This is a genomic window from Halanaerobium sp. ST460_2HS_T2 (genome assembly GCF_003337665.1).
GTDB classification, from domain to species: Bacteria; Bacillota; Halanaerobiia; order Halanaerobiales; family Halanaerobiaceae; genus Halanaerobium; species Halanaerobium kushneri.
In genome coordinates this window covers 54678-80383 of sequence record NZ_QPJF01000011.1, presented here as the reverse complement: position 1 = coordinate 80383, position 25706 = coordinate 54678, and the positions used below count along the sequence as shown (strand labels likewise).

28 protein-coding genes and 1 pseudogene are annotated in these 25706 nt (G+C 33.4%); 28 read left to right on the top strand and 1 reads right to left on the bottom strand.

Annotated features, from left to right (window positions below; genetic code table 11):
* Nucleotides 1-57 precede the first annotated feature (57 nt).
* The 27 genes and pseudogenes from DFR80_RS06915 (at nt 58) to DFR80_RS06790 (ending at nt 23192) form a co-directional block, all read left to right on the top strand.
* Nucleotides 58-2538, top strand: coding sequence for a heavy metal translocating P-type ATPase (locus tag DFR80_RS06915; protein ID WP_114489557.1), 2481 nt, complete (start codon nt 58-60; stop codon nt 2536-2538).
* A gap of 117 nt (nt 2539-2655) precedes the next feature.
* Nucleotides 2656-3702 (top strand): acyl-CoA dehydratase activase-related protein, encoded by a 1047-nt coding sequence (locus DFR80_RS06910; protein WP_114489556.1) that lies wholly within the window; start codon nt 2656-2658, stop codon nt 3700-3702.
* Nucleotide 3703: 1 nt separating this feature from the next.
* The gene (locus DFR80_RS06905) at nt 3704-4786 is read left to right on the top strand and encodes an acyl-CoA dehydratase activase-related protein (RefSeq protein WP_073158352.1); all 1083 of its coding nucleotides are present in this window, start codon (nt 3704-3706) and stop codon (nt 4784-4786) included.
* Nucleotides 4787-5752 (top strand): annotated as a pseudogene (locus DFR80_RS06900) (acyl-CoA dehydratase activase); the annotation flags it as partial.
* A gap of 596 nt (nt 5753-6348) precedes the next feature.
* The gene (locus tag DFR80_RS06895; RefSeq protein WP_158537691.1) at nt 6349-7116 is read left to right on the top strand and encodes a PIN/TRAM domain-containing protein; all 768 of its coding nucleotides are present in this window, start codon (nt 6349-6351) and stop codon (nt 7114-7116) included.
* 28 nt (nt 7117-7144) lie between these two features.
* On the top strand, nt 7145-7381 hold the full coding sequence (locus DFR80_RS06890; protein WP_158537690.1) for a heavy-metal-associated domain-containing protein: 237 nt from the start codon (nt 7145-7147) through the stop codon (nt 7379-7381).
* Nucleotides 7382-7427: 46 nt separating this feature from the next.
* Complete coding sequence (gene rsxC, locus DFR80_RS06885) at nt 7428-8753, top strand: electron transport complex subunit RsxC (RefSeq protein WP_114489553.1); 1326 nt, start codon at nt 7428-7430, stop codon at nt 8751-8753.
* Nucleotides 8754-8768: 15 nt separating this feature from the next.
* Nucleotides 8769-9677, top strand: a complete 909-nt coding sequence (locus DFR80_RS06880; RefSeq protein ID WP_114489552.1) for an RnfABCDGE type electron transport complex subunit D — start codon at nt 8769-8771, stop codon at nt 9675-9677.
* Complete coding sequence (locus tag DFR80_RS06875; protein WP_114489551.1) at nt 9678-10238, top strand: RnfABCDGE type electron transport complex subunit G; 561 nt, start codon at nt 9678-9680, stop codon at nt 10236-10238.
* Entirely contained in the window at nt 10238-10864 is a 627-nt protein-coding gene (gene rsxE, locus DFR80_RS06870) for an electron transport complex subunit RsxE (protein ID WP_114489550.1), read from the top strand. Before DFR80_RS06875 ends, rsxE begins: the two co-directional genes overlap by 1 nt.
* Before the next feature lie 15 nt (nt 10865-10879).
* Nucleotides 10880-11470 (top strand): electron transport complex subunit RsxA, encoded by a 591-nt coding sequence (gene rsxA / locus DFR80_RS06865; RefSeq protein WP_114489549.1) that lies wholly within the window; start codon nt 10880-10882, stop codon nt 11468-11470.
* An 85-nt stretch (nt 11471-11555) separates the two neighbouring features.
* Nucleotides 11556-12296 (top strand): ZIP family metal transporter, encoded by a 741-nt coding sequence (locus DFR80_RS06860; protein WP_158537689.1) that lies wholly within the window; start codon nt 11556-11558, stop codon nt 12294-12296.
* 48 nt (nt 12297-12344) lie between these two features.
* Nucleotides 12345-12767: a NusG domain II-containing protein gene (locus DFR80_RS06855; RefSeq protein WP_114489547.1), complete on the top strand. Its 423-nt coding sequence runs from the start codon at nt 12345-12347 to the stop codon at nt 12765-12767.
* A gap of 249 nt (nt 12768-13016) precedes the next feature.
* Nucleotides 13017-13145, top strand: coding sequence for an LDCC motif putative metal-binding protein (locus tag DFR80_RS15460; protein WP_255417020.1), 129 nt, complete (start codon nt 13017-13019; stop codon nt 13143-13145).
* 57 nt (nt 13146-13202) lie between these two features.
* The gene (locus DFR80_RS06850) at nt 13203-13478 is read left to right on the top strand and encodes a metal-sensitive transcriptional regulator (protein WP_114489546.1); all 276 of its coding nucleotides are present in this window, start codon (nt 13203-13205) and stop codon (nt 13476-13478) included.
* Nucleotides 13479-14014: 536 nt separating this feature from the next.
* On the top strand, nt 14015-14260 hold the full coding sequence (locus DFR80_RS06845) for a hypothetical protein (RefSeq protein WP_073158318.1): 246 nt from the start codon (nt 14015-14017) through the stop codon (nt 14258-14260).
* 43 nt (nt 14261-14303) lie between these two features.
* Nucleotides 14304-14693, top strand: a complete 390-nt coding sequence (locus tag DFR80_RS06840; RefSeq protein WP_073158316.1) for a DUF302 domain-containing protein — start codon at nt 14304-14306, stop codon at nt 14691-14693.
* Between the two features lie 136 nt (nt 14694-14829).
* On the top strand, nt 14830-16119 hold the full coding sequence (locus DFR80_RS06835; RefSeq protein ID WP_114489545.1) for an IS110 family transposase: 1290 nt from the start codon (nt 14830-14832) through the stop codon (nt 16117-16119).
* A gap of 434 nt (nt 16120-16553) precedes the next feature.
* Nucleotides 16554-17354, top strand: a complete 801-nt coding sequence (locus DFR80_RS06830) for a cation transporter (RefSeq protein ID WP_114489544.1) — start codon at nt 16554-16556, stop codon at nt 17352-17354.
* A gap of 41 nt (nt 17355-17395) precedes the next feature.
* Nucleotides 17396-18016, top strand: a complete 621-nt coding sequence (locus tag DFR80_RS15390; protein ID WP_233493758.1) for a cysteine desulfurase family protein — start codon at nt 17396-17398, stop codon at nt 18014-18016.
* A 73-nt stretch (nt 18017-18089) separates the two neighbouring features.
* Nucleotides 18090-19193, top strand: coding sequence for an AAA-like domain-containing protein (locus DFR80_RS06820; protein ID WP_089655596.1), 1104 nt, complete (start codon nt 18090-18092; stop codon nt 19191-19193).
* 353 nt (nt 19194-19546) lie between these two features.
* The gene (locus DFR80_RS06815) at nt 19547-19798 is read left to right on the top strand and encodes a hypothetical protein (RefSeq protein WP_089655595.1); all 252 of its coding nucleotides are present in this window, start codon (nt 19547-19549) and stop codon (nt 19796-19798) included.
* Entirely contained in the window at nt 19795-20091 is a 297-nt protein-coding gene (locus DFR80_RS06810) for a nucleotidyltransferase family protein (RefSeq protein ID WP_089655594.1), read from the top strand. The genes DFR80_RS06815 and DFR80_RS06810 overlap by 4 nt, the downstream gene beginning before the upstream one ends.
* Nucleotides 20078-20413 carry a DUF86 domain-containing protein gene (locus DFR80_RS06805; RefSeq protein ID WP_089655593.1) on the top strand — a complete coding sequence of 112 codons (336 nt, stop codon included), beginning with the start codon at nt 20078-20080 and terminating at the stop codon, nt 20411-20413. Before DFR80_RS06810 ends, DFR80_RS06805 begins: the two co-directional genes overlap by 14 nt.
* 61 nt (nt 20414-20474) lie before the next feature.
* Nucleotides 20475-20729, top strand: a complete 255-nt coding sequence (locus tag DFR80_RS06800; RefSeq protein WP_114489543.1) for a UPF0175 family protein — start codon at nt 20475-20477, stop codon at nt 20727-20729.
* A 474-nt stretch (nt 20730-21203) separates the two neighbouring features.
* Nucleotides 21204-22004: a cation transporter gene (locus DFR80_RS06795; RefSeq protein ID WP_114489542.1), complete on the top strand. Its 801-nt coding sequence runs from the start codon at nt 21204-21206 to the stop codon at nt 22002-22004.
* Nucleotides 22005-22046: 42 nt separating this feature from the next.
* Nucleotides 22047-23192 carry a cysteine desulfurase family protein gene (locus DFR80_RS06790; RefSeq protein WP_114489541.1) on the top strand — a complete coding sequence of 382 codons (1146 nt, stop codon included), beginning with the start codon at nt 22047-22049 and terminating at the stop codon, nt 23190-23192.
* Nucleotides 23193-23556: 364 nt separating this feature from the next.
* Here DFR80_RS06790 and DFR80_RS06785 read toward each other — a convergent pair whose 3' ends face one another.
* Complete coding sequence (locus tag DFR80_RS06785) at nt 23557-24324, bottom strand: undecaprenyl-diphosphate phosphatase (protein ID WP_073158304.1); 768 nt, start codon at nt 24322-24324, stop codon at nt 23557-23559.
* Between the two features lie 244 nt (nt 24325-24568).
* Here DFR80_RS06785 and DFR80_RS06780 point away from each other — a divergent pair, with 244 nt between their 5' ends.
* Nucleotides 24569-25699 (top strand): M23 family metallopeptidase, encoded by a 1131-nt coding sequence (locus DFR80_RS06780; RefSeq protein WP_089717708.1) that lies wholly within the window; start codon nt 24569-24571, stop codon nt 25697-25699.
* Nucleotides 25700-25706: the final 7 nt, after the last annotated feature.

The window sequence follows — 25706 nt, the reverse complement described above, 5'->3', positions numbered from 1 at the left end:
TAGAGTAACGTTAATATACCATATACAGGTATATAAAAAATATGGAGGTGCAATAAAATGAATAGTAAAACAACATTAAAATTAGAAGGAATGACATGTTCCAGCTGTGCTCAAACTATTGAGAAAGCTTTAAATAAAACAGATGGTGTCGATCAGGCACAGGTTAATTTTGCGGCAGAAAAAGCATATGTTGATTATGATTCTTCTAAAGTCGACGAGAATAAGTTAGTTGAGGTTGTAAAAGGAACTGGTTATGATGTGAAACAGGAGAGAGAGAAAGTAACACTTAAAATTGGTGGTATGACCTGTGCCAGCTGTGCAACAACAGTGGAAAAGGCATTAAATAAAGCAGATGGAGTATATGAAGCGAGTGTAAATATTGCTACTGAAAAAGGGACAGTGGAATATGATCCAGGTGTATTATCAAAAAACGATTTTAAGAAAATAGTAGCTAAAACTGGATATGATGTCACAGGTTTTGAGGGTGATGAACAAAATGTAGATGAGGAAGCAGAAGATTTAAAGAAAGTTAAAAAAGCTAAAAGAAACATGTGGGGAGCCTGGGCATTTACAATTCCCATAATTATCTGGATGATTCCAGAGATGGTTTTAGGAGTAGCCTGGCCAAGTGAGACAATATTTGATTTAGGTATGATGTTGTTGGCACTTCCACCATTATTTATCTTTGGACGTAAAACATTTGTAACTGCATATAAATCAGTTAGCCATGGTGGAGCCAATATGGATGTATTAATTGCTATCGGAACCGGAGCAGCCTTTGCTACAGGTCCTGCGGTATTCTTTACACCAATAGCAAACTATGCCGGTGTGGCAGCAATGATTATGGCCTTTCACTTAACAGGTAGATATATTGAAGAAACAGCTAAAGGTCGAGCTTCACAGGCGATAAAAAAACTGTTGGAGTTAGGGGCTAAAACTGCAACTGTTATAGTTGACGGCGAAGAAAAAGAAGTCCCAGTTGATGAAGTCCAACCAGGAGATATAATGCTGATAAAACCCGGTGAGAAAATTCCGACAGATGGTGAGATAATTGAAGGGAAATCAACGGTGGATGAATCAATGGCAACTGGAGAATCGATGCCCGTAGAAAGAACTGTTGGTGATGAAGTAATTGGAGCAACAGTCAATCAGAATGGTTTAATTAAAGTGAAAGCAACTAAGGTGGGAAAGGATACATTCTTATCTCAGGTTATCAAAATGGTAGAAGAAGCGCAGGGAACAAAAGTTCCTATTCAGGAATTTGCTGATAAAATAACCAGTATTTTTGTTCCTGCTGTCTTAGTTATTGCTACAGCAACATTTATTCTATGGCTGGCTTTTCCTGAAACTTTTCGTAGTGTTGGATTCTGGGCCCAGTCATTTTTACCCTGGGTAGACCCTACACTTGGAACAATTACACTTGCCTTTTTCGCAACAATAGCAGTTTTAGTAATTGCCTGCCCCTGTGCTCTTGGTCTAGCAACACCAACAGCTTTAATGGTAGGAAGCGGAATTGGAGCAGAAAATGGAGTTTTAATCCGTAAAGGTGAAGCCATTCAGACAATGAAGGATGTTCATACAATTGTTTTCGACAAGACGGGTACAATAACCAAAGGAAAACCAGAAGTAACGGATCTGGTGACTACCAATGGTACAAGTGAAAACGAACTATTAAAGTATGCAGCCAGTGTGGAATCAGGATCTGAACACCCACTGGGAGTATCTATAGTGAATGATGCAAAAGATAGAGGTATTGAAGTAAAAGAAATAGAAGACTTTGGTTCTGTGACAGGAAAAGGTGTAAAAGCCACTATAAATGGAAAAGAAGTTCTGGTAGGTAGTCGTCGATTAATGGAAGAAGCCGGATTAGATGCAAGTGACTTAGAAGATGAAATGATCAGGCTTGAAAAAGAAGCAAAAACTGCAATGCTTGTAGCTACAGAAGATAAACTGCTTGGTATAGTTGCAGTAGCAGATGCTTTAAAAGAAGATTCAATTAAGGCGATAAAAGAATTGCATAAATTAGGACTTCAATCAGCAATGATAACAGGAGATAATCAGAGAACAGCAGAAGCTATAGCAAATGAAGTCGGTATTGATCATGTGGTAGCTGAGGTATTACCGGATGGTAAAGTAGATGAGATTATGAAGCTGCAGGATAAATTTGGTACTATTGCAATGGTAGGAGATGGAATTAATGATGCACCAGCTCTGACTCAGGCTAATGTAGGTATTGCAATAGGAACTGGAACAGATATAGCAATCGAATCATCTGACATAACACTTGTTAGAGGGGATTTATCAGCAGTAATAACAGCAATTAAACTATCGAGAGCAACTTTCAGAAAGATTAAGCAAAACCTATTCTGGGCATTTTTCTATAACACAGTTGCTATTCCAGTAGCTGTTGTTGGATTACTGCACCCAGTTATTGCAGAAATAGCAATGGCAACCAGTTCAATCAGTGTTGTAACAAATGCTAATATGCTGCGTAAAGTTGATGTGCAGCCCAGTTATGCCCCAAAGAAAAAAGCATAAATTAAAGTAATTTGATAAATAAGGGAGAGAACAGTTCTCTTCCTTATCTTATTATTCCAATATGAAATATTTTATAAATTGATAATTGTTTATGATAAGTTTTGGAGGCATTGAGATATGAAAAAAAGAAAAATTGGAATACCTCGGGCTTTATTATATTACTATTATTTTCCTTTCTGGCTCAAACTTTTTGACGAGCTTAATCTGGAGCCGATTATTTCGGATAGTACCTCCAGGGATCTGCTGAATAAAGGAGTAAAAAAGTCCTTATCAGAAATTTGTGTTCCCATAAAAGTGATGATCGGACATGTTTTAAATCTGGATCAAAAAGATGTGGACTATATTTTTATGCCGCGCTTTCGCTCACTTAAAAAAGATGTAGTTTTGTGTCCAAAATTTTTAGGTCTGCCGGATATGATCAGACATTCTCTACCCGGTTTAAAAACTGAGGTAATTGCTGATCAGATTGATTCAAAAAGTGATGATATAGCGAAATTTGATAATCATCAAAAACTGTCTAAAACTTTAAATATTCCTAAAAGAGAAATGAAATCTGCTTTAAAAAAAGCAACTGATTTCTGGCAGAGGTATAGAGACTTACTTTTTAAGGGTTATTTGATCGATGACTTTGCCGGAATAGAAGAACTAGAAATTTTAGAAGAGGTAATTACTAAATTTGAAAATGATCCAAAACCACCTCAGAGCAGAGATCAGAATTTAGAAGCTCCCGTAAATGAGGAAGTTGTTGATATTGCCGTGATCGGCTATGTCTACAATATTTTTGACCAGTATATAAATATGGATATAATAAATAAGCTAAAGGAAATGGGGGTCAGAGTTCATACTTTTTCGATGGTGGCAGAAGATATTATAGAAAAAGAATTGTCTAATCTGAGAAAGCCCATGTTTTGGGAGTTTACAAATAAACTTTATGGAGCAGCAGAACATTATTTAAAAAATGATGGGATAGATGGGGTTATTCATCTGACTGCTTTTGGCTGTGGACCTGATTCAATGCTGGGGCAGATTTTAGAAGTTGATGCTAAAGAATATGAAAAAACATTTATGACATTAAGGATTGATGAACAGACAGGTGAAAGCCATATTATCACTAGAATTGAAGCTTTTATCGATCTGATGCGGCTAAAAAAGGAGAATAATTAAAATGAGACTATCTTTTCCTTATATGGGACCAACAATTGTATATGCCAAATTATTTGAACTGCTGGGACATGATGTGGTAATGCCGCCCAAACCAGATAAAGAAATTATTGATCTGGGGGTAAAATACAGTCCTGAATTTGCCTGTTTTCCTTTTAAAGTGATTACTGGTATCTATTTAAAATTGATGGATAAGAATTTAGATGCTCTGGTTACCAGTGGTGGTCATGGACCCTGCCGGGCTGGATATTATGGTGAAGTGCACAAAAAAATCCTTCAGGATTTAGGTCATGAAGTGGAGATTATTGTTATTGACTCTCCTCATGATGATTATAAATACTTTTATGAGGTTATTAAACGATTAAAAGGAGACAGCTCCTGGCTGCAGGTCGGTCGAGTGATAAAAATTGTTTATGAGCTGACAAAAGCTTTAGATGAAATAGAAAAAAAGATAGAAATCTTAAGAGCCTATAATGACAAAGGAACAATTAATAAGCTCTGGATGCAGGCTCAGGAAGATTTTTACCAGATTAAAAATACTGCAGAGATAAAGGAAATTAAAAATAAATATTTAAATAAACTGATTAAATTTGAGGATTCAATTCCAGTTGAAGCTGAGCGCTATAAAATTGGAATTATTGGCGAAATTTATGTTGTAATGGAAGAGTCAATTAACAACCAGATTGAAGAAAAAGTAAATCGCTTTGGTTTTGAGGTTGAACGTTCCCAGTATCTAACAAACTGGATTAGAGAAAATGCTTTTCCGTTTCTCGACAGAGACTTAGAAAAAATTGAGAAAAAGGGAGAAGAATTTATTGAAATTGGAATTGGCGGTCATGCTCAGGGAAATATTGGTCATGCCATTAATTTTAAGGAAGAAGGCTTTGATGGGATTATTCATCTTAAACCCTTTGGCTGTCTGCCAGAACTGGTGTCTCAGAGTGTAATGGATGATCTATCAGAAAAATATGAGATACCTGTTTTAACAATTTCTATTGATGAACAGACTGCTGATGCAAATGTACTGACCAGAGTGGAAGCATTTTTGGATATGATCAGAGAAAAAAATTATAGGGAGGTTATGTAGATGAATAATCTTTATCTGGGTGTAGATATAGGATCAGTTAGTATCAATATTGTTGCTATTGATGAAGAAAACGAACTTGTTTTTAAACTTTATACCCGTAACTCAGGTAACCCCATCAAACTGGTTAAAGAAGGTTTAGCAAAATTAAGGGAAGAAATTGAACTTGAAAATTATAAGATTAGTGGAGTTGGAGTTACAGGCAGTGGGAGACAGCTGATTGCCTATGTGCTGGGTGCAGATACAGTTAAAAATGAGATTACAGCTCATGCCCGGGCTTCCACCTATTATCATCCTGAAGCCGGTACCATTTTTGAAATCGGGGGACAGGATTCCAAACTAATTATTGTGGAAGATGGTATTGCAGTTGATTTTGCGATGAACACTGTCTGTGCAGCCGGTACTGGTTCTTTTTTGGACCATCAGGCAGAAAGACTGGGAGTGCCCATTGAAGAATTTGGAGGTCTGGCCTTAGAAGCTGACCGAGATGTCAGGATAGCAGGCCGCTGTACGGTTTTTGCGGAATCTGACATGATTTCAAAGCAGCAGTATGGATTTACTAAACCTGAAATCATCAATGGTCTCTCAGAAGCACTGGTCAGAAATTACATGAATAACCTGGTTCGTAATCGAGTTTTAGAAGGAGAATATATCTTCCAGGGTGGTGTGGCAGCCAATATCGGGATCAAAGCAGCTTTTGAAGAAGAGATTGGAGCTGAAGTAATTGTCCCTGAACATCACGATGTAATGGGGTCAATTGGAATTGCTATGCTGGCCAAAAGAGATGTCAAAAGAAGTGGTCAGGAAAGCAGTTTTAGAGGTTTTGATTTAACAGAGCAGGAGTTTGAAACAACAAGTTTTGAATGTGAGGACTGTGCCAATAACTGTGAGGTAATCAAAGTCATAGCTGATAGTAAAGTGATTGCTGTTACAGGTGACCGGTGTGGTAAATGGACGGCATCTCTAATTGGTGATAGTGCTGCTGCTAATGCTGAGGGGAGTTCTGAGAAGGAAGAAAAAACAGCTGCTAAATCTTCAAAAAAACAGGATAAAGCTTCTAATCTAGATTCTGAAGAAATAGAAGTTGATCTTTATAAAGTAGATCTGGAAAAAGAGAAACAGGTTATGAAAGAATTAGAAGAGCTTGAAAAATCAGATGAAAATAAGAAAGAAGATAACAGTTTTGTTTAAATCTCTAGATAATTATTATCTTAACTGATTTTTAAGCTGTACAGATTTATATTTTAGTAGCTGGTTGAGAGATGAGGTGGGTTAAAATTAAAAAACTTAAAAATTATAACTGGAGAATATTAAGCGCCATATTAACAGGGATCATCCTTATCTTATTTTATATTTTGCATACTTTTTTTAAGATTCAATTACTTGAAAAAGATCTAAGTTTAAAAATTTTAGTTGGAATAAGTGTGACAAGTATTATTTTGCTTTTATACCCTAATTTAAAGTTATTGACGAATAACATTAAGAAAAAAATAGACCATTTATCTATAAAAAAAATATTGTTAATTTTATTTAGTTTATTTTTGGGAGTTTTATTAGCTTACTCAATGTCGAAATTTATATTACTTCCGTTTTTTAGTGAAAAAACAATAGTTTTTATTAATATAATTATAATCATTATTACCGTGTATATAATACTTTGTAAAGAAGAAGAAATAGATTATATCTTATTTAAAGAATCTGATGTTAAAGGTAATGATAGGTATTATTCTGAGTCATCCCCTAAAATAATTGATACAAGTGCTATTATTGATGGAAGAATATTTGAAGTTTATAAAAACAATTTTATAGATGGGATTTTAATTGTTCCCCGCTTTGTATTAGAAGAATTACAAAATATTGCAGATTCGGATAGAGAGTTAAAAAGAAAAAAAGGTAGATTGGGATTGGAAATATTAAAAAAATTACAAAATGATCTTGGAGAGGATATTGTTATTTTAGATAGAGAAGTTAATAGTCAGGAGGTTGATCATAAGTTGGTTTACCTGGCTAAAGAATTAAATGCTGATTTAATATCCAGCGATTATAATTTGAATCAACTTGCTGAATTACAGGGGATTAATGTTATTAATATAAATAGATTGGCTAATGCTCTTAAACCGGTTCTTTTACCAGGAGAAAAAAAGAAAGTGGAAATTATCAAAAAAGGAAAAGAACAGGGGCAGGGTATTGCATATCTTAAAGACGGGACAATGATAGTTGTTGAGGGCGGTCAAAATCATATAGGAGAAAAAATTAATGTAGTTATCTCAAGCTTTTTTCAGAAAAATTCGGGAAGAATGTATTTTGCAAATTTGTCATCTGAAAATATTTAATAATAAATAGTTAATGGGGAGGGTTATAATGACTGCAAAAATTAAAAATAATGCAGAACTAGTGATTAAAGTAGAAGGAATGAAATGTTTTTATTGCTTTACAGTAGTTGCTGATATTTTAAGAGAATTTGATGGTATTAAAGAAATTAGAGTTGGTTTAAATAAAGGAAATGCAATTGTAAGATATGATAAAGAAAAAGTTAGTTCAGAAAAACTTCTTGAGAGCTTAAAAAAAGCAGGTTATAACGCTGTCCCCAAAAATTAATATGATTTTTAAATCTAGAATAACACAATAGGGGTGAAATTATATAGTGAAAGCTTTGACTTTTAAACAGGGTATACATCCTGAGTATAATAAGGATTTAACAAAGGATAAGCCCTTAAAAAATGCTAAACGTCCTGAGGAAGTAATTATTCCTCTAAAACAGCATATAGGTGCACCGCTCAAGGTTCTTGTTAAAAAAGGAGATCAGGTTGATCTTGGACAAAAAATTGCTGATAGTGATAGTTTTGTCTGTGCTCCTATTCATGCTTCGGTTTCAGGAACTGTTAAGGAAATCAGAAAAGTGACAGATCCGGGAGGAAATGTTGTTGATGCTGTGGTAATTGAGGCAGCAGAGGAAGATACACTTAATTCGGGTCTGGAAAACCATGACAATCTGGACCAACTAGATTCTGATCAGATAAGAAAAATTATAAGAGAAGCAGGAATAGTAGGGATGGGTGGGGCAATGTTCCCAACTCATGTTAAGGTTTCTATTCCAGATGACAAAAGTGTTGATCATGTAATTTTAAATGGAGCAGAATGTGAGCCTTATTTAACTGTTGATCATCGGGTAATGGTGGAGAAACCAAAGAGTATTGTCTTTGGTTTAAAAGCTCTAATGAAAGCTGCAGGTGCATCTACAGGTTTTATTGGTATTGAAGAAAATAAACCTGAAGCAATCGAGAGTATGCAGGATGCGGTTAACGATGAAGCTAATATTGAAGTTAAGATTTTAGAGACAAAGTATCCACAGGGTGGAGAAAAAATGTTAATTGAAGCTATTCTTGGTCGAGAAGTTCCGGCTGGAGGGCTGCCGCTTGATGTAGGAGTTGTGGTTAATAATACATCTACAGCAGCTGCAGTTGCAGATGCAATTAGAGATGGAAAGCCACTTTACGAAAGATCTATATCGATTACAGGCCGTGGAATTAATTCTCCCCAGAACTTGATTTATCGGATAGGTATAAATATTGGTGACCTGGTAGAAGAAGCGGGTGGCTTAAAAGATAATGCGGCCAAAGTAATTACAGGTGGACCTATGATGGGAGTGGCTCAAAAGAATTTAAATATTCCTGGAGTAAAGGGTACATCCGGCATCCTGGTTTTAGTTGAGGATGAAGTTGAAGAATATGAACCTTCTCCCTGTATTAACTGTGCTAAATGTGTTGATGCCTGTCCGATGTTTTTGATGCCGACTCAACTGGCAAATTATGCGAAAAATGATATGGTGGAGGAATTGGAAGACTGGCAGGTCTTAAGCTGTATTGAGTGTGGTTCCTGTTCATTTGTCTGTCCGGCTAAAATACCTCTGGTTCATCATCTGCGTCTTGGTAAGTCACAGGTTATGGCCAAAAAAAGAGAAAAGAATTAAGGAGGATAATCAATAATGAATAACGAATTAATTGTAACATCCTCACCACATGTCAGATCACAGGATTCAGTAAAAAAAATAATGTGGTCAGTTGTTATTGCTCTTTTGCCTGCAGTTTTTGCTGCTGTATATTTCTTTAAAGCAAGAGCACTATCTGTGATTCTGGCAGCTGTTGTTGGTGCAGTTTTAACAGAATACATATTTCAAAAAATAAGAAATAAAAAAATTATGATTAAAGATGGAAGTGCAGTAGTTACAGGATTATTATTAGCACTTACTCTACCACCATCTATACCTCTCTGGACTGCATTTTTTGGTTCAGTAGTTGCTATTGGTCTGGGAAAACAGGTTTTTGGTGGAATCGGACAAAATCCATTTAATCCAGCCTTAGTTGGGAGAGCATTTTTAACAGCTTCTTATCCAGTTTTAATGACTACCTGGACTGTAGATGGAGTTTCTTCTGCAACACCTTTAAGTCAGATGAAAATGGAAGGGATTGCAACTGATACCTGGAATCTTTTTGTAGGTCAGATTGGTGGTTCTTTAGGAGAGACATCAGCCTTAGCTCTATTATTAGGTTTTTCTTATCTTTTATATAAAGGCTATGTCAACTGGAGAATTCCGCTGGCAATGGTTGGAACAGTATTTTTAGGCACTTTTGCCTTTGGTTCAGATCCAATTTTTCATCTTTTCGCAGGTGGCTTAATGATCGGGGCCCTATTTATGGCTACTGATATGGTCTCCAGTCCAACAACAAAGTTGGGACGCTGGATTTTTGGAATTGGAGCCGGCCTTTTAGTTGTGATCATTAGACTCTGGGGGGGATATCCAGAAGGTGTAATGTACAGTATTTTATTGATGAATACAGCAGTACCTTTAATTAACAGATATACAAGACCCCGCAGTTTAGGAGAGGTGAGATAAATGGAAAAGAATAGTACAAAAGCCATGATTATAACCTTAGCAACTATTGGGATAATATCTGCTATATTATTGACCTTTGTCTATCAGTGGACAATTCCATATATTGAGGCAAATCAGGAAGAAACAAGAAGAATTGCAATTAATGAAGTCTTACCCACAGCGGAAGAAATCAATCAGGTAGAAAGAGAGAGTCAGATTTTTTACGAAGGTTATGACAGTAGTGGTAATCGAGTAGGAGTAGCCTATCAGCACAGTGGTGGTGGCTACAATGGACCGATAGAATTAATGATCGGAGTTGATCTGGAAGCAGAAGAAATAATTCGGATTAGTATCCTAAATCATCAGGAAACTCCCGGACTGGGAGCTCGAATTACAGAAGAAGAATACAAGAGTAATTTTGCTGACAAACCCTTTGGTGATTATGAATTGGTAAAAACTCCTCCGTCGGAAACTATGGAAGTCCAGGCGGTTGCAGGAGCTACTATTTCGTCAGCCAACACCACCAGAATTGTGGAGGAAGCTGTCAGCATGATCAATAATGCTTATGGAGGTGGAAGTTAATGGCCGTTAAAGCAAAACAGTTAATTTCTGATTTTAAAAATGGGCTCTGGCAGGAAAACCCTGTTTTTCGTCTTGTTATTGGGATGTGCCCTACCCTGGCTGTAACTAATACTATGGTAAATGGTTTAGCTATGGGATTAGCTACATCTTTTGTTCTCATTTCTTCAGAAATTGTAATTTCTTTAATTAAAAAATTAATTCCTGGTAATGTTAGAATACCAAGTTACATACTAATTATCGCTACATTTGTTACTTTTGTTGACTATTTCTTAAAAGCTTTTTATCCTTCTATTGCTGCTTCATTAAGTTTATTTGTACCCTTAATAGTTGTTAACTGTTTGATTTTAGGAAGACAGGAAACTTTTGCATCTCAGAACCCTGTTCATCGGTCTTTTGCAGATGCTCTGGGAATGGGAATTGGTTTTACATGGGCCTTACTTTTATTGAGTGCGGTGAGAGAATTATTTGGTATGGGTTCAATGTTTGGACTACAAATACTGGGAGACTGGTATAGACCGATGGTTATTATGGTATTACCTGCAGGAGCATTTATCACACTGGGGATTTTAATAGCAATTATGAATGTGATTAGTAAAAATGCTACAAATGATACCACATGTCACTAATAGGAGGAATTAAAGATGTCAGAATTCACCCAACTTGTTCTATTCTTTTTTGGAACAGTTTTTGTTAATAACTTTATCTTGGTTAGATTTTTAGGGATTTGCCCCTTTTTGGGTGTATCAAAACAGGTAGAGACTGCCGTGGGGATGGGTTTAGCAACAACATTTGTTATGACTTTAACTGGTGCTGCAACATGGCTGATTAACACCTATATTTTAGAAGCATTAAATTTACCATTTTTACAGTATGTATCTTTCATTATAGTAATTGCATCTCTGGTCCAGTTTGTAGAGATGTTTATTAAGAAAACAAGTCCTGTACTTTATAAATCATTAGGAATCTTTCTGCCATTAATCACAACAAATTGTGCAATCTTAGGACTGGCGCTACTAATTCCACTTAATGGATACAGTTTTATCGGCAGTACAGTATTTGGATTTGGTGCCGGAATAGGTTTTACTCTGGCGATTGTATTGATGGCAGGACTGAGAGAAAAATTAGAATTTGGCGATGTACCGGGAGTATTAAAAGGTGTACCAGTAACTTTGATTATTGCTGGTATTATGGCGATGGCTTTTATGGGTTTTTCTGGTTTAATAACTATATAATATTTATCAATTTAAGGAATTAAATAATTTTCATATGTAGAAAATTGAGTTGTTAAAATGTTATAAGAAATTAAGGATGATAAAAATGAATTATTTGTTATATGTATCCCTTATTGGTTTCTTTTCTGGTACATTAGGAACTGTGGGTGGTGGCTTAATTGTATTATTAGTTAGAGAAATCAAAACAAAATTTTTAAGTATAATTTTAGGGATTTCCGCAGGGATTATGACTGTTGTAGTTTTTTTAGATCTGATTCCTGAAGCACAGATAACCGGTTCAATCTGGAGCAGTCTAACTGGATTATTTTTAGGAGCTATGTTAATTAGTATTTTGGATATGTTATTTCCGCATCAAAATTTTGTTTCAATAGATGATGATGAGAGTCATTATTTAAAGGCCGGTATTCTGCTGGCAGTTGGTATTGCTCTGCATAATATACCTGAGGGTTTAGCAATTGGAGCTGGTTATAGTTCTGCTGATAATTTAGGTCTGGGTTTAGCTGTGATTATGGCTGTACAAAATTTTCCAGAAGGAATGGCAGTTGCTACCACTTTGAGTTTAGCAGGTTTAAAGAATGTAGAAGTTATTTTAATTACATTGTTGTCTGGTATTCCTATGGGTATAGGTTCTTTTCTGGGAGCTTATTTAGGAAATATTTCAAATCTGAGTTTATCTATTTCTTTAGGTCTGGCAGCTGGAGCAATGTTATATATTACATTTGATGGGCTTATTCCTGATGCACATAAAAAAGCTGAAGGATACACAGCAATTTTTGGTATTATAAACGGTGTTTTTTTGGGATTGATTTTAAGCAACTTTTTATAATTTGACAGTCACACATTATGGAAACGTAAATTTTTAAGGGAGATAAAAATGAGCAAAGCATGGGAACTCATGACATTTTATGATAAGGTTTTAATTGTTATTATAGCTATCATTTCATTATCATTTATATTATTTCCAAATAGTATTCTGAACCAGAATACTAAGGAAGATGAATATATTATTGTTATCCAAACAGCTAATGGAAGACAAAAACAAGTAAAAATAAATGAAACTTATCAAAGTGAGCCTTTAATTATAGAGGCAGATGGTCCAATTGGAACTACAATTATTGAGGCACATAATGGTAGAGTAAGAGTTAAAAAGGCACCACCAGCTGATCCATTGAGAATTGATGAAAAAATTGGGTGGATTAGTGAACCAGGACCTTCAATTATATGTGTCCCAAATAAATTAGCTATCTGGATTGAAGAGAGTAAATCTGAACAGGCATTAGATGGTATGTCATGGTAAATCTAAATATTTACATTTAATAATAAATTATGATGTAGAATTTATAAGAAAGTTTTTGCCGAAAGGGGTGATATAATGCTTAAATATTGGATATTTGGAAGAAAAGTATCTCTTGAAAATTAAATTAGAGTGTGGTATATTATTAGTATACGGTATTGGGGTATAGTGTATAGTTATTAATTAAATTTTTGGAGATTATAGAATTTTTTATTTAATATAATAAGTATTGGGGATTATTAGGAGGAAAGTATGAGTAAAAGTAAGAATTGGTGGCAAAAATTTATTGATAAACTTGCCTCAGCTAATCAGAAAGAGTATGGAAATGATGTTCCTGATTGTTGTGGAGATGGTAAAACGAAAAAGGAAAATGAGAAATAAGTTTAGAAATATAATATTTTTTTTTATTAAACAGTAATATTAAAATGGGGTGGTTATATGAATTCATTATGTGATCTAGATAAAAAAGACTTAAAAGCCCGGTTAAAAAGGATAGAAGGCCAGGTTCGTGGGTTGCAGAGGATGATAGAAGAAGATAAATATTGTGTTGATGTTTTATATCAGATCAATGCTGTACAGGGGGGACTTAAAAAAGTTGGTTTAAAAATTCTGGATAAACACGTCCACGGCTGTGTTCAAAGAGCAGTTAAAGATGAAGAGGGAGATAAAGTTATAGATGAATTAATGGGTGTGCTGTCCAAGTTTACAGATTAAAGCAGATAGTTCAAATAATAATTTTTAATAAAATTACAACTTGAAATAGAAGAAAAACAATCTTTTAAACTTAGTTTTATATTATCAATCTTAATCTAATTATATCATTAATAAAGACAATGAGTTGTCTGGATAATCTCTTAACTGAGGCTGTCCCCGCAGCTCTTTTTTTATGCCTAAATTTAAGGTAATGAAAACTGGTCTTAATTTATTAGAATTAATAATATTTTTTTAATAAATTCACATTCTTTTCACATTAATATTTTAAAATAGTCTTAGATCAAAGTTGACAGGACAGTAACAAAGAAATATTTGATTATCACGATATTGTTGTTGACAGGAGCAATCCTGAGTGTTATACTATGTTTAAGATACCTAGTGGAGGTATATTGGAAAGTTTGAACTTAAGTTTCAAAGGATGTCACTTAAATGAAAAGAAATTTAATTATTACTTTAGTTATATAAACAGTCATTGTTGCAGGAGTTAATTTTTGCTTAACCTGGATTTGGCCTGGTAAGATGGAATGTGATCTGGAATGATGGGCGGAGGAGCTTCAATAATTTTCTGGAGAGTAATCATTGGAGTGGTTTATTATCCATTCAGAGAATATACTAGAAAAAATAACCACAGATATGATAATCATAAACATGTTGGCTCCGGCAATAAAGAGCGAAGTCGTTTTGATGAGAGTAGTCCAGAAGAATTAGCAAGACAGTGTTATGCAAAAGGTGAAATTTCTAAAGAAGATTTGAACGAAATACTGGACAACTTAAGCATTTAATTACAATGGAAATTGATATTTAAGAATATAAAGGGGGAAAATTATGAGCAATTATGGAATTAGAAAAACAGTTAAACTTTCTTATCAGGAAACAATTGACAAAGTAAAAGAAGAGCTAAAAGAAGAAGGATTTGGTGTGCTGGCAGAACTCGATATGAAAAAGATATTTAAAGAAAAGTTGGATAAAGAGATGAGCAATTATGTTATTCTTGAAGCCTGTAATCCTGCTTTTGCTTTTGAAGGAATAGGAGAAGAACCTGAACTTGGTCTTTTGCTTCCCTGTAATGTTATAATTTATGAAAATGATAATCAAGAGGTTAATTTGGCAGCAATTGATCCTGAAAAAGCACTTGGAATGTCAGAGAATAAAAAAGTTAACGAAATAGCACAGGAAATCAAGGAAAGACTGGAGCGAGTTATAGAAAACGTTTAAATGTTATTAAATTAATCAATAATAGGAGCATTCCTGTAATGAATAAAAATCAGTATCGACAAAAAAATACCCCCTTGGTATAATACGGAGTATCAGAGGTCATTCTGATCTCTAAAAAACCAAGGAGGTATCTAATATGAATTATACTCAAAACAAAAAGATTATGCAAGTAAAAGTTTCAACACTGGTAGTGGGAGTAGATATCGCAAAGAATAAACATGCAGCAAGAGCCTTCAATTTTAGAGGAATAGAATATGATAAGGCAATCTTTTTTGAAAACAATGAAGCAGGTTTTAAAAAACTTCTACACTGGGTTAAAAAAGTAAGTGAGAAGGAAAATAAGGATAATGTAATAGTTGGTATGGAGCCAACAGGACATTACTGGTTACCCCTGGAAGAATATCTAAGAAGAAAGACAGATTTTTTGAGGGTAGTAGTAAATCCAGCTCATGTTAAAAAGAGTAAGTCTCTTGATGATAATTCACCAACTAAAACAGACAGAAAAGATGCTAAAGTCATAGCTAAACTAGTAATAGATGGCAGATATTCAATACCACATATGCCGGAAAAAGAATATGCAGATCTAAGAGTAGCAATGACTCACAGAGAAAGATTAGTTAAGGATATAGTGAATCTTTCAAATAAAATTCAGCAGCTGATAGATAAATATTTTCCTGAATATCAAACTGTTTTTAAAAAATGGAGTGGAAAAGCATCAGTTGCAATTTTAAAAGAACTCTTTTTGCCAGAATTAATACTTGAAAAAACTGAGGAAGAAATAGTTGAGATTTTTAGAAAAGGTGCTAATAGAGGTGTAGGTATTAAAAGAGCCAGAAAGCTTAAAAAAGCAGCTTTAAATTCAATTGGTATTAAAGAAGGTGGAGAATTCACCCGGTATGAATTAAGGAATTTACTTGAGCAGTATGAGCTTTTAAACAACCAGAAAGAACTGCTTGAAGAAAAAGTAGAAAAGTTATTTAACAGTATGGAAGAAGCTAAATATATGGAGTCAGTAAAGGGTGTAGGGATAATCACTGTGGCCGGTTTTATTGCAGAAGTTGGGAATATAAATGATTATGATCATCCCAGACAGATACAGAAACTGGCAGGTTTAAACTTAAAAGAACACAGCTCAGGTAAACATTTGGGGCAAACCAGGATAACTAAAAGAGGAAGACCCAGATTACGAGCATTACTCTACAGAGTTATGCTGCCGATACTGGCTAAAAATGAGGAGTTTAAACAGCTGCATGAATACTATACTACTCGAAGAAAAAACCCTTTAAAACCAAAGCAGTCAATGAAAGCTCTGGCTTGCAAATTGATTAGAATATTTTTTGCACTGGGTCAAAAACATGTTAATTATGATGGTCAAAAGTTGATGAACGATATTGAGAGAAATTTAGATTTACAGGAAGTAGCTTAAGTATGAAGTGTATTGTTGTTAATGTTTACTAAGTTTGTTGACTTAAGAAAGTTTGTTTAAAGTTGAGTAATAGAACTTTGAAAGAGGAAGACTGGATTAGCCGGAAATTATTTACACCAAAAGGGCTTAACAGAAGTTAAGACCCGGTATAGGAGCAGAGCCGGCCTCCACCCATGGGAAGGTAGAACGAAGGAATGTTGGGACATAGATCCTGGGAGATATGGGAGGTAAGACCGCCATGGTTATGTGGAGATCCAAAGCGACCATAGAGTAATTTTTTAGAAAAGAGTTAGATTTTTAATCAGGTCGTTTCTATATTTCCAAAAATTAATATTTATGTCTTAAGTTTCTGTTTTTCTAATTCAAAGAAATATGAAAAACTGCGAATAAGCGAGTATTAAAGAGATAAACTTAATTTATAGAGGGAGGTTAATATGTATAAAAGTATTTTTACAGTGAAAAAGATGGATTGCCCATCGGAAAAAAATCTAATTGAAACAAAACTCGGTTCAATTAAATTAATCCAAAAACTTGATTTTGATCTTGAAAAAAGAAAACTTATTGTTTTTCATTCACAAAAAGATAAAAGAATAAAAAATTATTTAAATGAGCTAAAGCTGGATTCTAAATTAGAAAAAGTTGTTGAAATACAGGATGAAAATAATGAGATTACAAATGACTCTCAGAGTCAGAAAAAACTTCTAAAAACTGTTCTTTTAGTTAATTTCGGTTTTTTCCTCTTTGAAATGACTGCAGGGCTAATTGCAAATTCAATGGGGCTTGTTGCTGATAGTTTAGATATGTTTTCAGATTCAATAGTTTATTTAGTTAGCCTTTTTGCAGTAGGTGGGAGCATTCTTCTTAAGAAGAAAGTTGCAAAACTTGCAGGATATTTTCAAATTTTTATTGCATCCTTTGGATTTATTGAAGTATTAAGAAGATTTTTTGGTTTTGGAGAAATGCCTGATTTTAGTACAATGATAATTGTATCTATTTTGGCTTTTATTGCTAATTTGTATTGTCTTTACTTATTCCAAAAATCAGATAGCAAAGAAGCACATATGAAAGCAAGTTGGATTTTCACTTCAAATGATTTAATTGTAAATTCGGGAGTAATTATTTCAGGAGTTTTAGTTTATTTTTTTGACTCAAATAAGCCTGATTTAATAATTGGAGGTATTGTGTTTATTGTAGTAATCAATGGAGCTAGAAAGATTTTAAATTTAGCTAAATAATAATTTTTTATATTTAAGTTCAGAAAGGAAAGTGTTAAACTATGATCTATCTTGATTATAATGCTACAACACCAATTGATAAGAAAGTAGCTGAAGCAATGGAAGAATATATTTATGGAAATTTTGGTAACCCCTCAAGCAGCCATGAACTGGGATCAAAAACAAAAGGGGCTGTAGAAGAAGCTCGAAAAAAAGTTACCAGTTTATTAAATGCTTCCCCAGAGGAGATTATTTTTACTTCTGGAGGAAGTGAGTCAAATAACATGGTGCTCAAGGGTGTTGCCTATACTTATCAAAATCGGGGTAAGCATATTATAACTTCCGAAATAGAACATCCTGCTGTGATCTCTCCCCGTAAGTTTCTTGAGGAAAACGGTTATGAAGTTACTTATTTATCTGTAGATCAGGATAGAGCAAAAGGACAGTTGGTCTTCACTTCTCATAATCTAAGACCTCTGGAGAAACTGAATAAAGAGTCACTGATTTTTACAACTACTAATCCCCAGAATCGATACATTAGATTTACCAATGTTAAGGAAACCAATAATCTAAGAAGCTTCTATTATCGTGGAATTAAGTTAGGTGGACAGGAAGAAGAGGTTTATGAAAAAACTGATAAACATAGAATTGCTAGAGCTTTCAGGACAGATCAAATTCAATGACTGCTTTGATTTAATTAAGTTAGCCACTGTGGTATAATAAGCATAACTTGAAGCTGAAAATGAGGTGAGCTAAATGAAAAAATTTAACACTACCGGTGTCTGTATTCCAGAAAAACATTATATGGCTGATGTGAGCAAAAAAATTAGAGAAATTGAAAAGATGGTTGAGGCAGGCAAGTATTTTATAATTAGTAAACCTCATCAAACAGGTAAAACCACAATATTATATTTATTGCGAAAGAGTCTAGAAAAAATGAATTATATAGTTATTAATATTACTTTTGAAGATTTTGATCAAAGTATATTTAGCAGCACCAGTGATTTTTGTAGAGAATTTATTTTAACTATTAGAGATCGTTTAAAATTTAATGGAGATACTGAATTAGTGAATTTATTAGAAAAAGAAGTCGATAATATAGATGATTTTTTAAATTTGTCTTATCTCATTACTAATCTGATAGAAAAAAGCGAGAAAAGAGTTGTATTGATCATAGATGATGTAGATAAAGGCTATATTAATCAACTATTTTTTGATTTTCTTGAAATGCTACAGGCAAAATTTAATTTAGCACAGGCAGAAAGAGTAAAAACTTTTCATAGCATAATACTGGCAGGAATGCATAATATAAATGATATTATGATTAATGATTCTTCTAATGAAATAATATATAACAGTATTTGGAATATCGCCAGTGAATTTAATATTGATTTTGAGCTGGAAATAAAAGAAATTGCTTCAATGTTAAGAGAATATTCAGCAGAAAGGAACATTGAACTGAATGCAGATGAATTTGTTGAAAAATTATATTATTACACCTCAGGTCATCCGTTTTTAGTAAGTAAGTTGGTAGAAGTAATTGATGATGAGATAATTCAAGATAATGAAAATAGATGGCAGGAAAAGTATTTGGATCAAGCAGTAGAGCTAATATTAAATAGAAAATTACTTCATTTTGATATTTTAATAAAAAACATGGGAAAAGTTAGTGAGTTAGAGGAAATGTGTGAGAAAATAGTTATCGATGGTAGAATTATTAATTATGCTATTGTTAATTCAGTAATAAAACAGGGTAAAACATATGGATTGTTCAGAAAACAAAATGGAATTATTAAAATCCATAATAAAATTTATAAAAAGAGGATACATAATTATTTAGCCAATAGAAACAAATGGTAGCCCCGGTAGGAGTCGAATCAACGCTTAAGGATTCGATGAGTTTTGTAGAAGTTCCTTATATTAGCAGTTTTCTCTATAATCCTTGTCATAACAACAATCTATTGATGGAAATATCCCATATAGTTGTAAAATACTATATATTCCACTGCGGTATTTAACGATGGCTGAGGCTCACTGCGGTGAAATCATGGTGGGAAATAGAATAAAATTAGCATCTCAATGGGAGATGATTTACCCTCAGAGATACTTCATTTTGTTCAGTAAATGATGGAGCTTTTCTGGGGGTTTTTATTTTTATAACTATGGCTTTGTGATATAATAAAAGTAGAAAGTAATAAAGGGATGATTTCAAGATGAAATGGAAAGATATTAGAGATGGCTATCCTGACTGTTGGATTCTATTAGAGGCGATAGAAGCTCATTCAGATCAGAAAAAAAGAGTGGTTGATAAAATAGCAGTTCTGGATAAATTTAATAATAGTGGTGAGGCTATGACCGCCTATAGAGAGCTTCATAAGAAATACCCTGAAAGAGAACTCTATGTTGCTCATACTAAGAACAAAGATCTTGAAATAGAAGAAAGAAATAGGAGGTCGATAATATGACAGGTCAAGAAATCCTTAAATTTTTACAGAGTAATAGAAGTACATTAAATAGATTCGGAGTTAAAAGTATTGCCTTATTTGGCTCATATGTTAGTGGTCAGGCTACTAATAATAGTGATATTGATCTTCTTGTTGAATTTAAAAAAGGAGAGAAGACCTTTGATAATTATATGGATTTAAAATTTTATCTTGAAGATAATTTAAATAAAGATGTAGATCTTGTGATTAAAGATGCCTTAAAAGAAGAATTAAAGGAAGATATTCTAGGAAGTGCTAAATATGCGGAGGCCTGAAGTATATTTAAGGGATATTTTAAATTCGATAAATAAAGTTCAGAATTATTCAGAAAATATGTCTTATAAAGAATTTAAAGAAAAAGAGATGGTTCAAGATGCTATTGTTAGAAATCTTGAAATTATAGGGGAAGCTGTTAAAAACATACCCACTGATATTCGTGAGGAATATCCTGATTTAGAATGGAGAAAAATTGCTGGCCTAAGAGATATATTAATACATGACTATTTTGGAGTTGACTTAGAAATAGTTTGGAATGTAATTGAAAATAAAATACCACAACTTAAAATAGCGATAGAAGATATTCTGAGTCATATTTGATTATTCCAGGCATATTGTCTGGCTATTTTTTTACCTTAATACAAATAGGGAGGTCATTATCATGTCAAGAAAGCTAGTAATTGAATATCCTTATAATCTGCCTGATTTACTTCAGGAGAGTCCTGAAAAATTTGAAAGAGAAGCTAAAATGGCAATGGTGGTCAAACTATTTGAACTCAAACGAATATCCTCTGGTATGGCGGCAGAAATGGTAGGTATGGATCGAGTTTCATTTCTTTTCGAATTACACCAGTATGGGGTAGAAATGATAAATATAAGGCCAGAAGAATTAGCTTCTGATCTTGAAAATGCTTAAAAATAGCATATAATAAAATGGTGCCCCCGGTAGGAGTCGAACCTACGCTCAAGGCTTCGGAGAGTTTTGCCGAAGTTCCTTATGTTAGCAGCTTTTCTTATAATCCCTGTCATAACAGCAATCTAGTGTTGGAAATATCCCATATAGTTGTAAAATACTGTATATTTTACTGCGGTATTTAACGGTGGTTGAGGCTCACTGCGGTGAAATCACGGTGGAGAATCGAATAAAATCAGCATTTCAATTGGAGATGATTTACCATTAGAGAGGCTTCATTTTGTTCAGTTATTGATGGAGCTTTTCTGGGGTTCTGGGGCTTTTTGTTTTTATAACTATGGCCTTATGATAAGATAAAAGTAGAGAGTAATAAAGGGAAATTTTAATTCGGTTTTTTTCTTCCCATATAACTAATTTGTTGAGTCTGAAATTGTTTTTGCCCTGCGGTTTATATATTAACTATCAAAGGAGGTTTATATGTATAAAAGTATTTTTAAAGTGAAAAAGATGGATTGTCCCTCGGAAAAAAATCTAATTGAAACAAAACTTGGGTCAATTAAATTAATCCAAAAACTTGATTTTGATCTTGAAAAAAGGAAACTTATTGTTTTTCATTCACAAAAAGATGAAAGAATAAAAAATTATTTAGATGAGCTAAAACTGGATTCCAGATTAGAAAAAGTTATTGAAATCCAGGATGAAAATAATGAGATTACAAATGACTCTCAGAGTCAGAAAAAACTTCTAAAAACTGTTCTTTTAGTTAATTTTGGTTTTTTCCTTTTTGAAATGACTGCAGGGTTAATTGCAAATTCAATGGGGCTTGTTGCTGATAGTTTAGATATGTTTTCAGATTCAATAGTTTATTTAGTTAGCCTTTTTGCAGTAGGTGGGAGCATTCTTCTTAAGAAGAAAGTTGCAAAACTTGCAGGATATTTTCAAATTTTTATTGCATCCTTTGGATTTATTGAAGTATTAAGAAGGTTTTTTGGTTTTGGAAAAATGCCTGATTTTAGTACAATGATAATTGTATCTATTTTGGCTTTTATTGCTAATTTGTATTGTCTCTACTTATTCCAAAAATCCGATAGCAAAGAAGCACATATGAAAGCAAGTTGGATTTTCACTTCAAATGATTTAATTGTAAATTCGGGAGTAATTATTTCAGGACTTTTAGTTTATTTTTTTGACTCAAATAAGCCTGATTTAATAATTGGAGGTATTGTGTTTATTGTAGTAATCAATGGAGCTAGAAAGATTTTGAATTTAGCTAAATAATAATGTTTTTATATTTAAGTTCAGAAAGGAAAGTGTTAATCTATGATCTATCTTGATTATAATGCTACAACACCAATTGATAAGAAAGTAGCTGAAGCAATGGAAGAATATATTTATGGAAATTTTGGTAATCCCTCAAGCAGTCATGAACTGGGATCAAAAACAAAACAGGCTGTAGAAGAAGCTCGAAAAAAAGTTGCCAGTTTATTAAATGCTTCACCAGAGGAGATTATTTTTACTTCTGGAGGAAGTGAGTCAAATAACATGGTGCTCAAGGGTGTTGCCTATACTTATCAAAATCGGGGTAAGCATATTATAACTTCCGAAATAGAACATCCTGCTGTGATCTCTCCCTGTAAGTTTCTTGAGGAAAACGGTTATGAAGTTACTTATTTGCCTGTAGATCAGGATGGAGTAGTAGATATTGAGCAATTAAAAGCTGCTCTAACTGACGAGACAATTTTAATTAGCATCATGCATGCCAATAATGAGACAGGAACTATTCAGCCACTGGCAGAAATAGCTGAAATAGCCTCAGAAAACAACATTTTATTGCATACCGATGCTGCTCAATCTGTGGGGAAAATTGAAACAGACGTTAAAAAGCTGGGAGTAGATTTTCTATCAGTAGCCGGTCATAAAGTTTATGCCCCAAAAGGGATTGGTGCACTTTATATAAGAGATGGAATTGAGATAGAACCTTTAATTCATGGAGCAGGACACGAAATGGGAAAAAGAGCGGGGACAGAAAATGTAATTTTTGATGTTGCTCTTGGTAAAGCCTGTGAACTTGCGGAAAATCTGCTTCAGGAAAAGAAAGCTGACTTTGAGCATAATACTCCCGGGGAGATTAAAGAATTAAGAGATTATTTTCAGAAGCAGCTGCAGAAAAACTTTAAAGATCGAGTAGTTCTGAATGGCCATCCGACTAAACGCTTACCAAACACTTTAAATATTAGTTTTTTAGATTACAGTGGTCAGGAAATTCTGGATCATTTAGATAATATAGCTTTATCTACAGGCTCAGCCTGCCATTCTGATTCAGTAGAAATTTCTTCGGTCTTAAAAGCTATGTCTGTGACTATGGAAACTGGAAGAGGTGCTGTGAGATTTAGTCTTGGTAAATATACAACCAGGGATGAAATTGAACATGTTTTAGATAAGTTAGAATCTTTACGTGAATTATAATATTTAGAGGAGGAGATAATTGATGGGGTAGAGTTAAGTAATATGACAGAATTTACTCAGTGGATTATTGAGGCTGATAAGGTAATTAATTTTTAGTGAATTTATAATTGTAAACTGAACTTAGAGATGATATCCCCTCAGAGAAGCTTCATTTTTTCGATTAATGATGGAGCTTTTCTGGGGGTTTTTGTTAATAATATCTGTTATTGGACAATTATCACTGTCTTTTGCTTTAATACAATCAAAGACAAATGGAAGAAATATTAAGTCCACAATGCAGAACAAAGGGGAAAAAGTTAGTATAGTAACAATAAAAACTGATTGAAAAAGAAGTTGAAAGGACTAACTCTTGTCAAATCTGATATTATAAAGAAAATATTAATATTAATCCAAGTGGAATACAATAATAGGCAAAATAATGAAGTTTTTGTTCCTTTATCATTTTTAAGAAAAAGTTAATAGCAAGATAACCTGTGATCATTGATGATATAGTAGCTAAAAATAGATAGAAATAATTTAGGTCAGTTGTACCATTTAAAGTTAATTCTTTTAGTTTGAGAAGAGTTGCTCCTCCTATGACAGGTATAGAAAGAATAAACGAAAATTTGGTAGCAAGTTCTCTGTTTAAATTTTTATATAAGCCGGCAGCTATAGTAGATCCAGAGCGAGATAAACCGGGGAAAATTGCAAGTGCCTGAGCTAGTCCTATAAAAATCGAATCTAAAATCGACATATCTTTTATCTGCCGTTTATTGATTGTTATTTTATTAGTTAGCCAGAGTATTATACCGGTAATTATTAAAAAAAACCCGACAACAGTTAAAGAAGAATTCATTTTTTCAAAAAAATCTTCAAAAAATATCCCTACAACTGCAGCAGGGATTGAGCCGATTATGATATATAGATTAAAAGTCTTATATTCATCCTTAAAATAAATCATATTTAGTATATCCTGGTAATACACAAAAAATATTGCCAGTAAAGTTCCAAAATGCAAAAAGATGTCAATTGTCAGTCCAGCTTTAATATCTAAAAAATATTTAAAAAGCACAATATGCCCTGAACTGCTGATTGGTAAGAACTCAGTTATTCCCTGGATTACGCCTAAAACTAAGTACTTGATAATTTCCATAAATAACCTCCAATATATTTTTATTAAATTATTATAGCATATAGTTTTCATTTTAACAAATTGAGTTTTTACTCCTGTTTCAATAATTTAATTAAGTCCGGTGAATAGTAGGGTGTAAGATTTTTTTGACGCTAGGGAAGAAATATAGTATAATATGTTTGAACATCTGCTCATACATTAAAAGTTTATTCTATTCTTTACTATTTTTATACAATACTAATGAAAACAGGGGGCAATCTGAAATATGAAAAAAAGATTTACAGCTATTCTTTTATTAATTGCATTTACAATAATTTACAAAAACTTTGTTCTGGGAGAGCGGCATTTGGAAAGCACAAGAGTTCCCAGAGGATCTATTTCTGTAAAAAAAGAACTTGATCTTAAGCGAAACTCAAAAGAAAATTCAGATTTTAGTTTGATTATAACGGAAAAGCGAAAAAATGCACTGGAGAGAAAGACCGATTTTGTTAAAATCAAAGACGAATTTAACCTCTCAGAGAATTCAGATCTTAATTTTGCAGAAAATCAGTTAGAATTTAATAATAAATTAGAATACATAGAAAAATTATATAAAGATAAAGACACAAAGTATAATATTGAAAGCTCCAGTCAGGGTTTTACTGAAGAATTAGTTAAAGAAAATAGTCGAAAGCCGGGCAGTAGAATTGGCTTAATTAATCAAATAAAAAAGCACAGAGTAGAAAACGGTGAAACTCTTTGGGATATTGCTCAAAAGCACAATGTGGATTTAGATACTTTAATTGGGGCAAACGATATTAATAATATTAATAAAATAAAACCCGGTCAAACGATTAAGGTTCTTCCAGTAAAAGGGATCTTATATAAAATAAGTCCGGGGGAGAATCTTTCATCTATTACTGATAAGTTTAATATAAGTTTAAACAAAATTATTGCCAGTAATTTAATTAATAATCCAAATAGGGTTCAACCTGGTGATACATTAATCTTACCTGGAGCAAAACCTGAATTTGGTTATCGTGATCGCCTTGAAAAAGTATTTACTAAACCAGTATATGCAAGAATCTCGTCTTATTTTGGTAGGAGATGGGGTAGAATGCATGAAGGTATTGATTATGCAGCTCCTTCAGGTTCGAAAGTGAAAGCATCAGGTGAAGGTAGAGTTGTATATAGTGGTTGGGCTAGAGGTTATGGTAAAACTATTATTATTGAACACCAAAAAGGAATGAGAACACTTTATGCACACAATTCTAAGTTGATAGTCAATACTGGAGATAGAGTTTCAAAAGGTGATTTAATAGCAAAATCCGGTAATACCGGTAATACAACAGGACCAAATGTGCATTTTGAGGTTCAGGTTAATGGAAGACCAGTTGATCCTTTATCATATATTTAAAAGGTTT

Excerpts from the sequence above, each read along its gene's own strand:
- DFR80_RS06915 (WP_114489557.1), top strand. The coding sequence starts at position 58 with ATGAATAGTAAAACAACATTAAAATTAGAAGGAATGACATGTTCCAGC.
- DFR80_RS06910 (WP_114489556.1), top strand. The coding sequence starts at position 2,656 with ATGAAAAAAAGAAAAATTGGAATACCTCGGGCTTTATTATATTACTAT.
- DFR80_RS06905 (WP_073158352.1), top strand. The coding sequence starts at position 3,704 with ATGAGACTATCTTTTCCTTATATGGGACCAACAATTGTATATGCCAAA.
- DFR80_RS06895 (WP_158537691.1), top strand. The coding sequence starts at position 6,349 with ATGTCGAAATTTATATTACTTCCGTTTTTTAGTGAAAAAACAATAGTT.
- DFR80_RS06890 (WP_158537690.1), top strand. The coding sequence starts at position 7,145 with ATGACTGCAAAAATTAAAAATAATGCAGAACTAGTGATTAAAGTAGAA.
- DFR80_RS06880 (WP_114489552.1), top strand. The coding sequence starts at position 8,769 with ATGAATAACGAATTAATTGTAACATCCTCACCACATGTCAGATCACAG.
- DFR80_RS06875 (WP_114489551.1), top strand. The coding sequence starts at position 9,678 with ATGGAAAAGAATAGTACAAAAGCCATGATTATAACCTTAGCAACTATT.
- rsxE (WP_114489550.1), top strand. The coding sequence starts at position 10,238 with ATGGCCGTTAAAGCAAAACAGTTAATTTCTGATTTTAAAAATGGGCTC.
- rsxA (WP_114489549.1), top strand. The coding sequence starts at position 10,880 with ATGTCAGAATTCACCCAACTTGTTCTATTCTTTTTTGGAACAGTTTTT.
- DFR80_RS06860 (WP_158537689.1), top strand. The coding sequence starts at position 11,556 with ATGAATTATTTGTTATATGTATCCCTTATTGGTTTCTTTTCTGGTACA.
- DFR80_RS06855 (WP_114489547.1), top strand. The coding sequence starts at position 12,345 with ATGAGCAAAGCATGGGAACTCATGACATTTTATGATAAGGTTTTAATT.
- DFR80_RS15460 (WP_255417020.1), top strand. The coding sequence starts at position 13,017 with ATGAGTAAAAGTAAGAATTGGTGGCAAAAATTTATTGATAAACTTGCC.
- DFR80_RS06850 (WP_114489546.1), top strand. The coding sequence starts at position 13,203 with ATGAATTCATTATGTGATCTAGATAAAAAAGACTTAAAAGCCCGGTTA.
- DFR80_RS06845 (WP_073158318.1), top strand. The coding sequence starts at position 14,015 with ATGATGGGCGGAGGAGCTTCAATAATTTTCTGGAGAGTAATCATTGGA.
- DFR80_RS06840 (WP_073158316.1), top strand. The coding sequence starts at position 14,304 with ATGAGCAATTATGGAATTAGAAAAACAGTTAAACTTTCTTATCAGGAA.
- DFR80_RS06835 (WP_114489545.1), top strand. The coding sequence starts at position 14,830 with ATGAATTATACTCAAAACAAAAAGATTATGCAAGTAAAAGTTTCAACA.
- DFR80_RS06830 (WP_114489544.1), top strand. The coding sequence starts at position 16,554 with ATGTATAAAAGTATTTTTACAGTGAAAAAGATGGATTGCCCATCGGAA.
- DFR80_RS15390 (WP_233493758.1), top strand. The coding sequence starts at position 17,396 with ATGATCTATCTTGATTATAATGCTACAACACCAATTGATAAGAAAGTA.
- DFR80_RS06820 (WP_089655596.1), top strand. The coding sequence starts at position 18,090 with ATGAAAAAATTTAACACTACCGGTGTCTGTATTCCAGAAAAACATTAT.
- DFR80_RS06815 (WP_089655595.1), top strand. The coding sequence starts at position 19,547 with ATGAAATGGAAAGATATTAGAGATGGCTATCCTGACTGTTGGATTCTA.
- DFR80_RS06810 (WP_089655594.1), top strand. The coding sequence starts at position 19,795 with ATGACAGGTCAAGAAATCCTTAAATTTTTACAGAGTAATAGAAGTACA.
- DFR80_RS06805 (WP_089655593.1), top strand. The coding sequence starts at position 20,078 with ATGCGGAGGCCTGAAGTATATTTAAGGGATATTTTAAATTCGATAAAT.
- DFR80_RS06800 (WP_114489543.1), top strand. The coding sequence starts at position 20,475 with ATGTCAAGAAAGCTAGTAATTGAATATCCTTATAATCTGCCTGATTTA.
- DFR80_RS06795 (WP_114489542.1), top strand. The coding sequence starts at position 21,204 with ATGTATAAAAGTATTTTTAAAGTGAAAAAGATGGATTGTCCCTCGGAA.
- DFR80_RS06790 (WP_114489541.1), top strand. The coding sequence starts at position 22,047 with ATGATCTATCTTGATTATAATGCTACAACACCAATTGATAAGAAAGTA.
- DFR80_RS06785 (WP_073158304.1), bottom strand. The coding sequence starts at position 24,324 with ATGGAAATTATCAAGTACTTAGTTTTAGGCGTAATCCAGGGAATAACT.
- DFR80_RS06780 (WP_089717708.1), top strand. The coding sequence starts at position 24,569 with ATGAAAAAAAGATTTACAGCTATTCTTTTATTAATTGCATTTACAATA.